This window comes from bacterium, assembly GCA_035691305.1.
Taxonomy (GTDB): domain Bacteria; phylum Sysuimicrobiota; class Sysuimicrobiia; order Sysuimicrobiales; family Segetimicrobiaceae; genus DASSJF01.
In genome coordinates, this window is sequence record DASSJF010000040.1 from 1 (window position 1) to 14,154 (window position 14,154).

Consider the following 14,154-nt stretch of genomic DNA (forward strand, 5'->3'; position numbering starts at 1 on the left):
CCGATCCGCGCCCTTCCTCGTGCATGACACGAAACAGCGCATCGTTGCCGTGTGCTCCGTCCTCGAAGATGAATTTCACTTTTACCTCGGGATGTTGCTCCGTCCATTTATCGACCCACATGATGGCAAGGCGCGCGCACACAATGGGTACGGTCCGCCGTAGGCGTCGTCCAGTAGATAGATGTCATTGACGGCCTTGTAGTCCGACAAGACGACGGAAGCAGCAGCGCCATACACCGCATGATCGCGCAAGACTTGAATCAGTTTGCGAATGAATCGGCGCTGCTCGTTCGCTTTGCCCTTGAAGACCTCGAACTCGCCCTTGCATGTGGCGAACAAGTGCGCGTGAAACGGCCCCGAGATGCCGAACTCATTCTTCACTTGATTCCACTTGAGCTTGAACTCGTTCCAGCGTTCGACAGGCGCAAGAAATCCCGACGCGCTAAGCGTCAGCGTGTCCCGCCGAGAGCCGCTGTCGTCCGCGTAGAACTCATGCGTGTAGTCAGCCATCACCGCGAAGTACCCCCGCCCTGGGGGAGCCAGGAGCCACGAATGCGCAAGGTGCGGGAGCGCATCCATGGTCTAGGATACCGCCTCCCGACGGGTGAGGCAAGTATATTGTTGCCCTAAGTTGCGGCGAATCGCCCGATCGCAAACAGACTGAGATCGAACGGGCTTCGGCCGTCGAGCGCCAGATCGGCCATGATCTCGCCGACCACGCTGCAGAACTTGTAGCCGTGGCCGGAGAACCCGGCGGCGATCGCGACGTTCTGGTGCTCCGGGTGGCGGTCGAGGATGAAGTGCTCGTCCGGGCTGTTCGTGAAGAGGCAGGTCGTCATCGCCATCGTCGGGCCGTCGGCGTCCGGGAAGTAGCGGCGGATGCCGTCGCGCAGAACCGCTTCGTCCTCGGCGTGGATCTCGCGGTCGACGGCGTCCGCGTCGGTGTGCTCGAGACGGTGGTGGTACTTGCCGATCTTGAAGCCCGGCGTGTGGTAGACGGGGAAGCCGTAAAACCGGCCCTCGCGGCTCTCCATGTTGAACACCGGAAACGTCGCGAGCTGAAAGAGCTCGGGCTTGAGCGGCTGTGCCCACAGCAGCACCTGCCGTTCCGGGACCGCGGTCTTCGCGAGTTGGGGCACGAGGCGGGCGGCCCACGGGCCCGCGGTAATCACCAGCCGATCGGCCGCGTACGTGCCCTGCGGGGTGCTCACACGCACCCCGTCCCGCTCCGGCTCCCAGTCCAGGACCGGCTCGCGCGCGCGCACCTCGGCGCCGAGCGCCTGCGCGGCCATCACGTGCGCGACGATCGCGCGCTCCGACATGACAAAGCCGCCGTCCGGCTGGTACACCGCGACCATGTCACTCGCGAGGCGGTAGCCGGGAAAACGCCCGTGCAGCTCCGCCGCGGTCAGGGTTTCGTGCGGCAAATGGTGGACGTCGCAGGAGAGCAGCGATCCCTTCACAGTCGGCGAGTCTTCCGGGCCGGCGTCGATGCCGCCCGTGACGATCAGGAGGCGCTCCCGCGCGCGGTTCTCCAGTTCGCGCCACAACTCGTACGCCCGCCGCAGGAGCGGCACGTAGGACGGGTGCTCCCAGTACGCCAGCCGGATGATGCGGTTGGTGCCGTGCGACGAGCCCCGGTCGTGCGGGATGTCGAACTGCTCGAGGCCGAGGACCGTCTTGCCGCGGCGCGCCAGGTGGTAGACGGCGGCGCTTCCCATGCCGCCGACGCCGATGACGATCGCATCGTAGCGCCGCATCAGCGCTGCACCGGCGCCTGCGGCGGCGTGATCTCGGTGCGGCCGCCCATGTAACCCCGCAGGACCGGCGGGATCCTGATGCTGCCGTCGGCCTGCTGGAAGTTTTCCATGACCGCGATGATCGCGCGCGTGGCCGCGACCGCGGTGCCGTTGAGCGTATGCACGTACTCCAGGCCGCGCTGCCCGCGTGACCGCATGCGTACGTTCAGGCGCCGCGCCTGGAAATCGGTGCAGTTGCTGCACGATTGCGTTTCGGCGTAGCCGCCGCGGCCGGGCATCCAGGTCTCGATGTCGTATTTGCGCGCCGCGGGGTCGCCGAGATCCCCGGCCGCGATGTCGACCACCCGGTAGGGAAGGCCGAGGGCCTGCCACAGCGCTTCCTGCTGGGAGAGCAGGTACGCGTGCTCGTCCCAGGACTTGTCGGGGTGGCAGAACGAGAACATCTCCACCTTGTCGAACTGGTGCAGCCGGAACATCCCGCGGGTGTCCCTGCCGTGCGCGCCGGCCTCGCGGCGGAAGCAGGACGAGATGCCGACGAGCCGCATCGGGAGCGCGTCCTCGTCGAGGACCTCGCCGCCCATCATCGACCCGAGCGCGACTTCCGAGGTGCCGGCGAGCGCCAGGTCGTCGCCCTCGATCCGGTAGACCATCTGCTCGTCGAGGCCGCCGCCCCCCATCGTGCCCAGCACGGCGTCGCGCTTCACCAGCACCGGCGGGATCACCGGGACGAAGCCTTCCCCCGCCAGACGGTCGATCGCGTAGCGGAACAGGGCCATCTCCAAGAGCGCCCCGTCGCGCCGCAGCAGGACGAAGCGCGTTCCGGAAATCTTCGCCGCGCGCTCGATGTCCAGCATGTCGAGGCGCGTCCCGAGGTCGACGTGGTCCCGCATCTCGAACGGCGGGCTGGGCGGTTCGCCGAAGGTCCGGAGCGTGACGCTGGCCTCCGGGCCGCCGTCCGGGACTTCCGGGTGCGGCGGGTTCGGAATGCGCCGCGCCGCGGCCTCGAGCGCCGCGTCGGCCGCGGCGAGGTCGGGCTCGGTCGCGCGAAGTTCGGTGGCGATGCGCTTCATCTCCGCGATGCGCGCCTCGCGCACCGGGCCGGTGAGGCGGGGGATCTCCTGCGAGGCCCGGTTCTGCTCGGCGCGCAGCGACTCGACGCGCTGCAGCGTGTCACGGCGCCGGCGGTCGGCCTCGAGGACCGCGTCGACCAGGCTCGGATCGGCGCCCTTGCGCCGGATCGCCGCTTTGATCTCGTCCGGCTGTTCCCGAATCCAACGAAGGTTGATCACGGTCTCACGCCCCCAACTGGGTCGCGCGCGTACCGCGGTGATGCCGTCGCCGCCCACTCCCGCGCGGGATCACGCCCAGGTGCCCGGCCCCGTCGAGGCGGCCGAGAGGCGCTCGCGGCCCTCGCCGGCGAGCCCGTCGGCGACGAGCACGCGCATGGCTAGCTTACGGCGCCCGCCTTGAGCACGTCCTGCGCGGCGCGGAGCCCGTCTTCGGTCCGCACCGGATGCCCGAGATCGCCGAGCGTCTTGCCGAACGCCTCGAGCCCCGCGAGCAGCCACTCCGGCTTCGTGTAGCCGAGGTGGCCGATCCGGATGATGTCGTGTTCGAGCTTGCCGATGCCGGCGCCGATGAGGACCTGGTACCGGTCCCGCGCGTGCGCGACGACTTTCTTGCCGTCGATGCCCCGCGGCATCCGCACCGTCGTTACCGTGTCCACGGCCGAGGCGTCATCGACGAACGGCTCCAGGCCCATGCCGCGCACCCCGCTGCGCACGAGGCGCGCCATGCGGCGGTGGCGGGCAAAGACGTTCTGCAGGCCTTCCCGGCGGATGAGGCGCACCGCCGCCTGCACCGCGTACGCGACCGACACCGCCGTCGTGAACGGCGTCGACGGATTCTCCATGCGCGCGGCGCTCCGGGCGCGCGTGAAGTCGAAGTAAAAACGGGGAGTGGCGCTGCGCTCCGCGACCGCCCACGCGCGGTCGCTCACGCTCAGGAACGCCAGTCCCGGCGGGCTCATCAGCGCCTTCTGGGAGGCGGTCACGGCCACGTCGACGCCCCACGCGTCGGTCTCGAGGGGGATCGCGCCGAGGCCGCTGATCGCGTCGACCATGAGGAGCGCCGGGTGGCCGCCCATCGCCTCGCGAACCGCGCGGACGTCGTTGTGGACCCCGGTGCTCGTCTCGCTCTGGGTCACGAACACGGCGCGGTACTCCCGGCCCGTGTCGCCGGCGAGGCGCGCGGCGACCTCCGCGACCGGCACCCGCTGCCCCCAGGGCGCGGCGATCCGGTCGACCTTGGCGCCGTACCGCTCGGCCATCTCGGCCCACCGCTCGCAGAACGAGCCGTTGCTGACCGACAGGATGCGGTCCCCCGGCGAGAAGAGGTTGACGATCGAGGCCTCGAGTCCGCCGGTGCCGGAGGCGACGAACGTGAGGATGTCGTGGCGGGTCTGATACACCTCACGGAGTCCGTCGAGCACCTCGCGCATGATCGCGCCGAAGACCGGGCCGCGGTGGTTGGTCATCTGCCGGTTCATCGCTTCGAGCACTTCGGGCGGCAGCGGCGTGGGCCCGGGAATGAGCAGGTTGGCGTCCGACGGATGGGTCATCGGTGTCCCCCTTCATTATGTTATGTCCAACGAGCGCTGCGCCGACAAACGACAGCGCTCCCGCCGTAAGGAGGCGAGAGCGCTCGCGGTGCCACTGCTCTCTGCCGGCGCCCCGCGTAGGTTTTCTGCATCTTAGCAGACCGCGATGGGGGCGGCAACCGCGGTTTAGTTTCCCAGGACATCGAGGCCCAAGCGGGAACCTCGCGCGCCTGGGTTACCGCGGCGCCGTGCGCCACCTCGCGGCATTGGCCTAGCTGGGCACGGCCTGGCGGCGCCGATGGCCGTGCCGGTTAAGGCGTTACTGTAAATTCCGCACCATAGAAACTGGTGTAGGTCAGATACGTTGCTGGGCCGCGCGCACCGCGTCCGCGACGGGACTCCACTGCAGCCAGCGCGGAAACGCGCGGGCAAGCGATGGGGGACCGTCGATTTCTACGGTGCCTTCCTTGAGCGCGTCAACCAACGCGGCGCGGCCCAGCCAGACGCGATACAGCGTCACGATGTCCGCCGTCACAATGAGGTCGGTATCGAAGCCGGGGTCCGTCGGGCACACCGAGACATCGCTTTTCTCCAAGACGAGCCACACGTGGCGTCTGCTTGCGTGACGGAAGTCGAACCGCACGACCACACGTTGCGGCGGCAGGAGTTGGCGATGAATGCGTCCGTGCATCCACCACAGGAGAAGCATCGGGTCGCGTTCTTTGGGGTCCGGCTCTCCGAATGCCCAATACGCAGCCCATTCGCCGAGTCGAACCACGACCCGGCCGAGTTCCTCCCCGGCGGGCGTGAGATGATACCCGCCGTGTCCGCCGTTGGGCGCCGCACGCTTCTCGAGCACGCGGGCTCGCATCAACTGTCGCAGCCGCGCCGCGAGCAGCGACCGTGAAATCCCCGGCAGGCCGCGTTCGATATCATTGAACCGGTGGGTGCCGAACATGATGTCGCGGATGATCAGCGGCGTCCAGCGCTCCGCCATTATTTCAGCGCCCTTGGCAATCGGACAGTATTGCCCGTACGTCCCCATGTTCGAAGCGTAGCATATAGGGTTTGCCCCGGCCGGTCCTTTTTTTGTACTTCCCTCGACGGGCCGTTCGGCGTAGACTGGGCCACGACGCAATGCGGCCCGCGGCGGTGGATCAACCGCCCGGGCGGATGCCGCCGTCGGATATGAACGGGAGGAGGCAATCCGACATGGTCGATCTTGCTGAGAACGCCAAGGCTGTCGGTGACTTGAAAGCCCGCCTGCGGGGGGCGTTGCTGCTTCCCGCCCAGGCTGGCTACGACGATGCGCGGTCGCTGTGGAACGCCGTGATCGATCGCCGGCCCGCGGCGATCGTCCGTTGTCTCGGGACGGCCGACATCCTTGCGGGCATCGAATTCGCCCGCGAACGCGGCATTGCCTTGTCGGTTAAAGGCGGCGGCCACAACATTGCGGGGCTCGCGGTGTCCGATGGCGGGTTGATGCTTGACATGTCCTTGATGCGCGGTGTGTTCGTAGATATGTCCGCACACACCGCCCACGTTCAACCCGGCTGCCTCCTCGGGGACGTTGACCGGGAGACTCAACTCCGGGGCCTCGCGGCAGGGCTCGGTTTCGTCTCGAGCACAGGCGTCGCGGGACTGACCCTGGGCGGTGGCTTCGGGTACCTCACGCGACGCCTCGGGTGGACCTCCGACACTCTGGTCTCCATGACCGTCGCGACGGCGGACGGACGGTTAGTGCGCGCGAGCGAGGAACACAATCCCGACTTGTTCTGGGGGCTTCGAGGCGGCGGTGGCAACCTCGGCGTGGTCACCGACTTCGAATATCGACTCTGTCCCGTCGGCCCGGAGATCGTCGGGGGCATGATTGCCTGGCGCGCTGAGGACGCGGCCGACGTACTCGGGATGTATCGAACGTTGCAGGAGCAGGCCCCGCCCGAACTGACGTCCGTCGCTCTCATGCGGAAGGCGCCGCCGGCCCCCTGGCTGCCCAAGGCTATCCATGGTGAGGCGATCATAGCGCTCGCTGTCTGCCATTCGGGCACGGCCGCGGATGGCGAGCGGATCGTTGCGCCAATCAAGGCGTTCGGAAGGCCGGTGGGGGACATCGTGCAGCGCCGGCCATACGTGACGCAGCAGACCCTGCTCGATGCGACCCAGCCCAAGGGGCGCCGGTACTACTGGAAATCCGAGTACCTGGGCGGTCTTTCGTCGGAGTTCCTGACGAAAATCGTCGAGCATGCTGCGCGCGTTCAGTCGCCCCACTCGGCCGTCATTCTCTTCCCGACCGACGGCGCCGTCCAGCGGTTGTCGGAGGATCACTCCGCTGTGGGCAATCGCAATGCCCGCGTCGTGTTGAACGTGGCCGCGTCCTGGGAGCGGCGTGAAGATGACGCGGCCAATATCGAATGGGCGCGCGCGGCCTGGCGCGACATGCGGCGCTTCTCGACCGGCGGCACCTACATCAACTTCCAGACCGAGGACGAAGGCGACGAGCGCGTCCGCAACGCCTACGGCGCGAACTACGATCGCCTTGTTCGGGTCAAAACGAAATGGGATCCGACGAATTTCTTTCGGGTGAACAAGAACGTCGCGCCACGTAAGAGCTAACCTTGTAGGGGCTGTTGGCGGTTCGGCACGCACGGGATCAGAGCAAGATGGGACTGTTTACGTGGGTTGGACTGCTCGGAATCTTGATCGGGGCGTCGACGTCCGAGCCTTGGCCGCAGCGCCGCCGACGCCGCGGGTTGAGCACCTGCCGCGCCGCTAGCCGAACTGCGAGGTCAGAGAGGGCGGATCCGGACAGCCTAAGGCCGTATAACTGCCGGCCTTAGGCCGTGTCCCCCGGGTGCGGTGCGCCGGCGGCCGTCTGAAGTCCCGCCGGCGGGGTGACGAGCGCGACAAACGCCTGCGCCGCCCGCGGCAGCTGCCGCTCGCGGTGCCGGACGAGCCAGATCGTGCGCTCGACCGTGAAGTTCCGCACCGCCACGATGCGCAGGCGCCCCGAGGAGACCTCCAGGTCGACCGCGCACCGCGAGAGCATCGCGACCCCGAGGTTGGCGGCGACCGCCTGTTTGACGGCGTCCACACCCTCGAGCTCGAGCGCCGGCGTGACGTAGACGCCCGCGCGGTGCAGCGCGTCGTCGACCAACTCCCGGCTGCCCGAGCCGGGTTCCCGCATGACGAACGGCTCGCGCGACAGATCCGACACGGCCACCTCGGACACGTCCGCGAGGCGGTGGGACGCCGCGACCACGAGGACGATCTCGTCGTCGGCGATGCGGACGGCTTCGAGGTCCGGCAGCGCGAGGCGCCGGCCGGTGACCGCGAGATCCAGCTCCTGGCGCCGCACCATCTCGTGGATTTTTCGCGATTCGTCGATCCGCAGAGCGATCTCGAGCCGCGGATGCTCCTGCTTCAGCCGGCCGAGGATGGCCGGCAGGATGTAGGTGCCGGGGGTCCGCGTCGCGCCGATCAGGAGGCGACCGAGCCCCAAGTCCTTGGCCTCGTTCATCGCGCGCTGCGCCTCGGACATGAGAGCGAGGATCCGGCCGGCGTAATCGAAGCAGACCCGTCCGGCCTCGGTCAGGCGCACCGATTTCCCGGCCGGCTCGAACAGCTCCACCCCGAGCTGGCGCTCCAACTCGCCGACCTGGATGCTGACCGACGGCTGGCTGATCGCAAGCTCCGACGCGGCGCGCGAGAAGCTGCCGGACCGCGCGACCGCGTGAAAGATCTTCAGCAGGTGGACGTTGATCGCCATGGCGCCTTAGGCGCTACTATAACAGTCACGGTCGAATGCTACAATGAACGCATGACCGATCGGGAGCGCATTCGCCTCACCAGTATGGTGGCCTGCGCGGGCTGAGCGTCCAAGCTGAGTCCGACGGACTTGGCGCAGGTTCTGCGCCACCTGCCACCGATCACCGATCCCGACGTCCTCGTGGGCACCGGTACCGCGGACGACGCCGGCGTGTTCCGCCTTGGACCCGACCTGGCGCTGGTCCAGACGGTCGACATCTTTACGCCGATCGTCGACGATCCGTACTGGTTCGGGGCGATCGCGGCGGCCAACGCGCTGAGCGACGTCTACGCGATGGGCGGCCGTCCGCGTCTGGCCCTCAACTTCGCCGGCTTTCCGCAGAACAAGCTGTCCCTCGACGTGCTGGGCGAGATCCTGCGCGGCGGCGCCGATAAGTGCGCCGAGGCGGGCGTCACGATCATCGGCGGCCATACGATCGACGACCCGGAGCCGAAGTACGGCCTGGCGGTGACGGGGTTCGTGCATCCGAATCGCGTCATCACCAACGCCGCGGCCAAGCCCGGCGACCGCCTCGTCCTCACGAAGCCGCTCGGGCTCGGCATCATCACGACCGCGCTCAAGCAGGGCAAGACGGACGAGGCGGCGATCGACGAAGCGATCCGGATCATGGCGACGCTCAACCGGTCGGCCGCGGACGCGATGATCGAGGCCGGTGTCTCCGCGGCGACCGACATCACGGGGTTCGGCCTCCTGGGGCACCTCGCCGAGATGACGCGCGGTTCCGGCGTGACGGCGCGCATCCGGCTGCGTGACGTACCGATCCTCGAGGCCGCGTGGCCGCTCGTGAAGGCCCGCGCGATCCCCGGCGGGACGCAGCGGAACCGCGAATCGCTGCAGGGCGCCGTCTTCTGGGACGGGGTCGGGGAGGATGCGCAGATCCTGCTCTGTGACGCGCAGACCTCCGGCGGCCTCCTGATCGCGATTCCCGAAGCCCGTGCGGAGGGACTGGTCGGCGCGTTGCGCCGCGGCGGTCAGGCCGTGGCCGCGGTGGTCGGCGAGATCACCGGACCGGGCGGTGGGGAGATCACAGTCGTCGCCTGAGGCGGCTCTGATTTTGCGGTTGCCGGGTCGGCCGGCTACGACGGGGCGAGCGTGCGCGGCGAGTACTCGACCGGGACGAGCACGCGGTCTTCGATCTCTCCGACCAGATCGCCGTGCTCCGCGCCGGTCGCCCGCTTGATCTCTTTCCATTCGCCGTCCGCCATGAACGCGCCCCACGCCGCGGTCTTCGTTGCCTCGTCCGGCCACGCGAGGAGATAGACGAACTCCGTCCGCCGCGCCGTGCTCGTCTCCCACATCGCGAGGATGTCGAAGCCGTGCCGTCGCATGATCCGGGCCGCATGGTTCCGGAACCGCGCATGGAAGGCGGGTTTGTTCCGCTCGAAGATCTCGTAGATCCGCAGCTGATGGATCACCGACCGCCTCACGCCGGTCGCGCGGTCCGCGCTCGGGACCGCGCGGTAAGCGCGATCTCGTAGGACCGCCGCAGGAGCGCAATCGCGCGACCGACGTCCTCCGGCCCGCGGATGTAGAAGCTCACCCATCCGCTTGCGGGCAGGACGTGGTGCGGCTGCGCCTGCCCCGCCGAGACGATCTCGTTGCGCACCTTCGTCGGAAACGGGATGTCGACGAGCGCGTCGCCGTGCACGTGGCCGATCTCCCGGCTGTCGAGGCGGAATTCGGTCCCGCCGAACCGGTGCGGCCGGGCGGTGACGCCGTCCCAGGCGGCCACCGCGGCCTTGATGGCGTTGCCCGCGCCGTGAATAGCCATCGGAGCCTCCTTCTGGAATCTTCCGCCTCCAGGCTACGACGCGGATCGCCCGCGGTCATCGGCCCGCCGGCCGGGCGGGCGCCTGTCCCAGCGGACAGGCGCTCACCGCCGCGGAACGATTGCGCAGGCGTGCTTCGGCGCAACGTGCCCCAGCTCTACACGGAAGTTGCGGCGAAACCGTGGCCATCTTGCGCGGGCCGGATGTCTAGTGCCTTCCCGTGCCAAATCTACGTGCTCCGCCCGATGGACAGCCCCCATGGGTCGAGTACTCTATAACCATGCGGGAATCTCGGCGGTTTCCGGAACGGCGCGATACGTCGCCGGCCGGTGTCTGGAACCGCGAACAATTTGAGGCGTCGCTCGGGCTGCTCCACGCCTTGGGGCTTCCGCACGGCGTGATCGAGCATTACCGCGAGTTGGCGAGAGAGACCGGGCGGCTCCCGCACGAATTCGTCGCGGACCTCGTTCGAGAGGCCGTATCGTCCGGCTCCGGCGACGGCGGCCGGGGGCAGGGCGACCGCTAGGGGCGGCACCTCTTCATGCGAGTACGCTCGGCGACCTCATGTGCCGAGGTGGGCTCGCGCGTACGCGAAGAGGTGCTGCTGCGCGTACCCGGCCAGCGGGCCGAACCGCTCCCGCGCAAACGCCTGTATCTCGCGCAGCCGCCGCGGCCGCCCGCGAAAATACAAACGCTCGACGGCGCGGCGTACCCAGACGTCGACCGGAAACGCGGTGCCGTGGCCGAGGCCAAAGAGCAGAATGCAGTCGCCGACCTTTTCGCCGACGCCGGGGATTTCGAGCAACGCCGACCGCGCGCTCGCGTGATCCGACCGCGATAACGCCGCGAGGCTGAGCCGGCCCTCGGCCACCCGTCGCGCCGCCGCGCGGACGTAGGGAATCCGGTAGCCGAGCGCGCAGGCGGCCAGCGTGCGCGTGGACGCGGAGGCCAGGCGCTCCGGCGAGGGAAACGCGAACGCCTCGTCCTCGAGCGGCTCCCCGAGCGCGCGCGCGAGGCGCTCGATCGACCGCATAATCTTCGGGATGTTGTTGTTCTGCGAGACGATGAAGGAGATCAGGACCTCCCATGGATCCTGGGCGAGCAGCGAGATGCCCGCGGTGTGCGGCAGCACGCGGGCGAGGACGGGATCCGCGGCAAGCGCGGCTTCGACCCGGCGAGGATGCGCGCGGCGCGGCAGGACCCCGAGATAGCGGCGGATCGTGCCGCGCATCTCCGGCGTGTCGGGCGATTCCAGGCGGATGCCCCGACCGTCCTGAGACAGCCACACGACGCGCCGGCCGACGACGCCCGCGGCCGTGGGCCGCGCGGCGTCCTGCCACCGCCATCGGAACGCTTGGCCCGAGTCGAGCGTGCGGCGGAGATCGACGCCGCCGGTGTCCGCAAGGAGCACCGCCAGGTTAGGCCTCCAGCAGGTCCACCCCGTCGAGGATGAATTGGGACCAGGACTCGAGGCGGGGGTAGGCGTCTCTGACCTCCGGCATCGTCGCGAACGCGCCGGTCAGCTTCGTCGTTTCGCGGACGCGGACGTCGGGGGAGGGGACATCGGCGACGTAGACGAGTCCGAAGTGCACGCGCCCCACGGGCTCGACGTCGTCGTTCAGCACGCCGACGGGCCGGGCACGCCAGCCGACGGGAAGGGCGACTTCCTCCGCGAGCTCCCGTGCCATCGCGGCGTCGACGAGCGTTCCCGCCGACTCGCCTTCGTTCGCCCGCGCGCCGGCGTCGATCGCGGTCTCGCCCGCCCCGCCGGGGAAGAGATCGGGCTGATTGTCTACGGGATTGATGTGGCCGCCGAGTCCGATCGACAGTTTCTCGCGAAGCCGCGTCTCCGAGCCGCGGCGCGTGCGCCCGACGAGGAAGATCCGGGCGTCGTGCCGGACGACGGTGTAGGGGATGATCTGCTTGAGTGACGGGTCGTCTTCGACCTGATCGCGCCGCGCGAAGAACGCGTGGCCGGCGATCGCGGTGAGGAAATCGGACAACCCCTCCCGCTTGAAGCCGTAGAAGCCTCCGTTGGGAAAGAGCCGCGCGCGGGGCACCACGAGGACCTGTTCAGGCACAGGAGACTGTTTGGCTTCGGGCGGAACGAATCCTGGCGCCGCCTAACTCATCAGCAGCCGGGAGGCGATCCTGCTGTCGGCTTCGTCGTTCGCGCAGTCGATCCTGGCCATGAGCACCCCGGACTCCCCGGACCACAGGTGCGGCAGGAGCAGCGGAATGTCGGACACGACCGGCAGGTCCGTGATCTCGGTGATCCGCACCCAGCGCAGCTCGCCCTCGTCGTCGGCGATGGGGCCGGGCTCGCCCGCCGGACGGTCCGCGACGAACGTGAAGAGAAACCACTGCGTGCCGGTGTCGCGGGCGTTCACCGTCACGATCGCCCGCAGACGCGCATGCGGCAGATCGAGGCCCGTCTCCTCTCGGACCTCCCGCAGGCAGCCGTCGTACGGATCCTCGCCCGGCTCGACCTTGCCGCCCGGTGCGTTGAAGAGCCCTTTGTTGATCCCCCGCCGCTTGCGCTGTAGCAGCACGCGGTCGCCGTCGCGGATGAAGCAGAGCGTGCGGATTTCGACGGGTCGAGCCCCCCGGCCGTTCGCGGCTATCCCTCCGCGCGATCGATTGGCGGCGCCGCCCGCGGCGCTATCGCGACGCCTTCAGGTGGTTGACGTGCTCCTGCGCCCAGCTCTGAAACACCGGGTCGTAGAAGCTCCCGTGGATCCCGAGTGCCGCCTGGAACTCGTTCAGCGCGTCGGCCTTCCGCCCCTGGCGCTCATAGATCCGACCGAGCGTGATGTGGTACAGCGCGTATTTCTGGTCGAGCTGGATCGCGTTCTTGAGCTGCGAGATCGCGTCCGCGTCGTGGTTGAAGAGCGCGAGCGCCGCGCCGTAACGCCAGTGCAGATCGGCCTGCAGCGGTGACGCGTCGACGGCCGACTTGATGTTGCCGAGAGTGAGGGCGCTCGCCGGCTGCCACTCAAACACCGTGTCGTTTTGGATTTGGTTGTTCATCAGCACCTGGAAGTGCCAGGTGCCGGTGCGCGACTCGAGGTCGGTCCCCAGAATGTAGAGGGGCGCCGCAAACTGGAACGACTGCCACGGTTTCGTATCGCGCCGCTTCGGCGTGCGCGCCTCGATCGAGTAGGCCACGCCGGTCGGATCGATCAGCCGGAGGAGCACCGGCGTGTCGGCGGGCGCCGACGTTACCTTGACGATGGCGTAGGGGAGGTCCGTCGTGACGAAGTTCGTCCCGGAATCGAGGGGCGTGACATCGCCCTGTCCGAAGACGCTCGTCTGCTTGACCCCATGGGCGAGCACGACGCTGCCGACATGGATGCCGGCCGGCTGTGCCCCACCGCCGGCGGCCACGGCCAGCACCACCGCCGCCGCCAGAAGAATCTCAACTCCGCTACGTCGCACGATCTGGTCACCTCCGAACACCGGCAGGACCCGGCTTGGATCCTCACCGTGATGAGGGAAACGCCGAAGTCGACGGACAGGTTCCCGTCCCCAGGCGTTTTCCCCCGATTTGTCCGTCTCATGCCGCGCCGCCCGATCCGTTTGTGAAACGAGGCGGCCACCCCTACGCGGGTGGCCGCCTTCCGCCCGGAAACGCGGCGCGTCAGAAATTGATCACGATCGTCGCAGACACGTTCGGGATCGCCGCCGGGACCATGACGACGAGCGCGGACCGCGCGGGGCGCGGACCGTCCTCGTCCTCGTCGTCTTCCTCCCGTAGCCTGATGAGCCGAATGGTGTTCATCGGAATCATCGCGATGCGGGCGTCCCGCGGGACCGGGACGAGAAACAGGATCTGGTTCCACGCCCGGCGGCCGTCGAGACTGCCGAGCCGCTCCGCTTCGTCCCGGCGCAGCCGGACCGAAGGGTCGAGGAAGGCAAGGTAGGCGCCGCGGTCGTTCCGGACGACGGCAAGCGTGTAACACCGCCTGGCCGGCACCACGACCCGCCCGACGACAATCGGCCGGCGCGGACAGTAGGGGTTGCCTTCTGCGTATTCGGTGACGCGACGATGTCGGTCGTCTTTCCCGTCGGCGCGCGCCGACACCGGCGCGAGCAGCGGCAGCACGAAAGCGACCAGCAGCAACAGCGCAAGTCGCGAGTGTCTCACGTCATCTCACCCCTTGCTTAGTGAACGATCATGTGGCCGGTGGCCCAGAGTAC

At 68.5% G+C, this 14,154-nt stretch carries 16 protein-coding genes; 3 read left to right on the forward strand and 13 right to left on the reverse strand.

All coding sequences use genetic code 11. From position 1 onward, the window contains the following. Positions 1–81 precede the first annotated feature (81 nt). The 5 genes from VFL28_07350 to VFL28_07370 all read right to left on the reverse strand — a co-directional run bounded on the left by VFL28_07350 (position 82) and on the right by VFL28_07370 (position 5,356). Positions 82–510: a hypothetical protein gene (locus VFL28_07350; GenBank protein HET7264466.1), complete on the reverse strand. Its 429-nt coding sequence runs from the start codon at positions 508–510 to the stop codon at positions 82–84. A gap of 116 nt (positions 511–626) precedes the next feature. Next, positions 627–1,760, reverse strand: coding sequence for an N-methyl-L-tryptophan oxidase (gene solA, locus VFL28_07355; GenBank protein HET7264467.1), 1,134 nt, complete (start codon positions 1,758–1,760; stop codon positions 627–629). Beyond that, a complete protein-coding gene (gene serS, locus VFL28_07360; GenBank protein ID HET7264468.1) occupies positions 1,760–3,049 on the reverse strand; it encodes a serine--tRNA ligase in 1,290 nt (429 codons plus the stop codon). The genes solA and serS overlap by 1 nt, the downstream gene beginning before the upstream one ends. A 158-nt stretch (positions 3,050–3,207) precedes the next feature. Next, positions 3,208–4,380, reverse strand: coding sequence for an alanine--glyoxylate aminotransferase family protein (locus tag VFL28_07365; protein ID HET7264469.1), 1,173 nt, complete (start codon positions 4,378–4,380; stop codon positions 3,208–3,210). A 334-nt stretch (positions 4,381–4,714) separates the two neighbouring features. Further along, positions 4,715–5,356 carry a winged helix-turn-helix transcriptional regulator gene (locus VFL28_07370; protein ID HET7264470.1) on the reverse strand — a complete coding sequence of 214 codons (642 nt, stop codon included), beginning with the start codon at positions 5,354–5,356 and terminating at the stop codon, positions 4,715–4,717. A gap of 215 nt (positions 5,357–5,571) precedes the next feature. Between VFL28_07370 and VFL28_07375 the strand changes: the two genes are divergently transcribed. Next, positions 5,572–6,972, forward strand: a complete 1,401-nt coding sequence (locus VFL28_07375; GenBank protein HET7264471.1) for an FAD-binding oxidoreductase — start codon at positions 5,572–5,574, stop codon at positions 6,970–6,972. A gap of 220 nt (positions 6,973–7,192) precedes the next feature. Here VFL28_07375 and VFL28_07380 read toward each other — a convergent pair whose 3' ends face one another. After that, entirely contained in the window at positions 7,193–8,125 is a 933-nt protein-coding gene (locus VFL28_07380; GenBank protein ID HET7264472.1) for a LysR family transcriptional regulator, read from the reverse strand. A 114-nt stretch (positions 8,126–8,239) separates the two neighbouring features. On the opposite strand from VFL28_07380, the gene selD reads away from it, so the two are divergent. Further along, positions 8,240–9,226, forward strand: a complete 987-nt coding sequence (selD, locus tag VFL28_07385) for a selenide, water dikinase SelD (protein ID HET7264473.1) — start codon at positions 8,240–8,242, stop codon at positions 9,224–9,226. A gap of 35 nt (positions 9,227–9,261) precedes the next feature. Here the strand turns inward: selD and VFL28_07390 are convergent, their stop codons facing one another. Further along, positions 9,262–9,600 (reverse strand): NIPSNAP family protein, encoded by a 339-nt coding sequence (locus tag VFL28_07390; GenBank protein ID HET7264474.1) that lies wholly within the window; start codon positions 9,598–9,600, stop codon positions 9,262–9,264. Positions 9,601–9,608: 8 nt separating this feature from the next. After that, positions 9,609–9,956: a luciferase family protein gene (locus VFL28_07395; protein HET7264475.1), complete on the reverse strand. Its 348-nt coding sequence runs from the start codon at positions 9,954–9,956 to the stop codon at positions 9,609–9,611. 278 nt (positions 9,957–10,234) lie between these two features. Between VFL28_07395 and VFL28_07400 the strand changes: the two genes are divergently transcribed. After that, positions 10,235–10,480 (forward strand): hypothetical protein, encoded by a 246-nt coding sequence (locus VFL28_07400; protein HET7264476.1) that lies wholly within the window; start codon positions 10,235–10,237, stop codon positions 10,478–10,480. Positions 10,481–10,516: 36 nt separating this feature from the next. Here VFL28_07400 and VFL28_07405 read toward each other — a convergent pair whose 3' ends face one another. From VFL28_07405 to VFL28_07425, 5 genes are all read right to left on the reverse strand, one after another. Then, positions 10,517–11,365 (reverse strand): DNA glycosylase, encoded by an 849-nt coding sequence (locus tag VFL28_07405; protein HET7264477.1) that lies wholly within the window; start codon positions 11,363–11,365, stop codon positions 10,517–10,519. A gap of 7 nt (positions 11,366–11,372) precedes the next feature. Beyond that, positions 11,373–12,035 (reverse strand): hypothetical protein, encoded by a 663-nt coding sequence (locus VFL28_07410; GenBank protein ID HET7264478.1) that lies wholly within the window; start codon positions 12,033–12,035, stop codon positions 11,373–11,375. Positions 12,036–12,077: 42 nt separating this feature from the next. Continuing rightward, positions 12,078–12,578 (reverse strand): 8-oxo-dGTP diphosphatase, encoded by a 501-nt coding sequence (locus VFL28_07415; protein HET7264479.1) that lies wholly within the window; start codon positions 12,576–12,578, stop codon positions 12,078–12,080. Between the two features lie 37 nt (positions 12,579–12,615). Continuing rightward, positions 12,616–13,392 (reverse strand): hypothetical protein, encoded by a 777-nt coding sequence (locus tag VFL28_07420; GenBank protein HET7264480.1) that lies wholly within the window; start codon positions 13,390–13,392, stop codon positions 12,616–12,618. 202 nt (positions 13,393–13,594) lie between these two features. Then, on the reverse strand, positions 13,595–14,101 hold the full coding sequence (locus tag VFL28_07425) for a hypothetical protein (GenBank protein ID HET7264481.1): 507 nt from the start codon (positions 14,099–14,101) through the stop codon (positions 13,595–13,597). Positions 14,102–14,154: the final 53 nt, after the last annotated feature.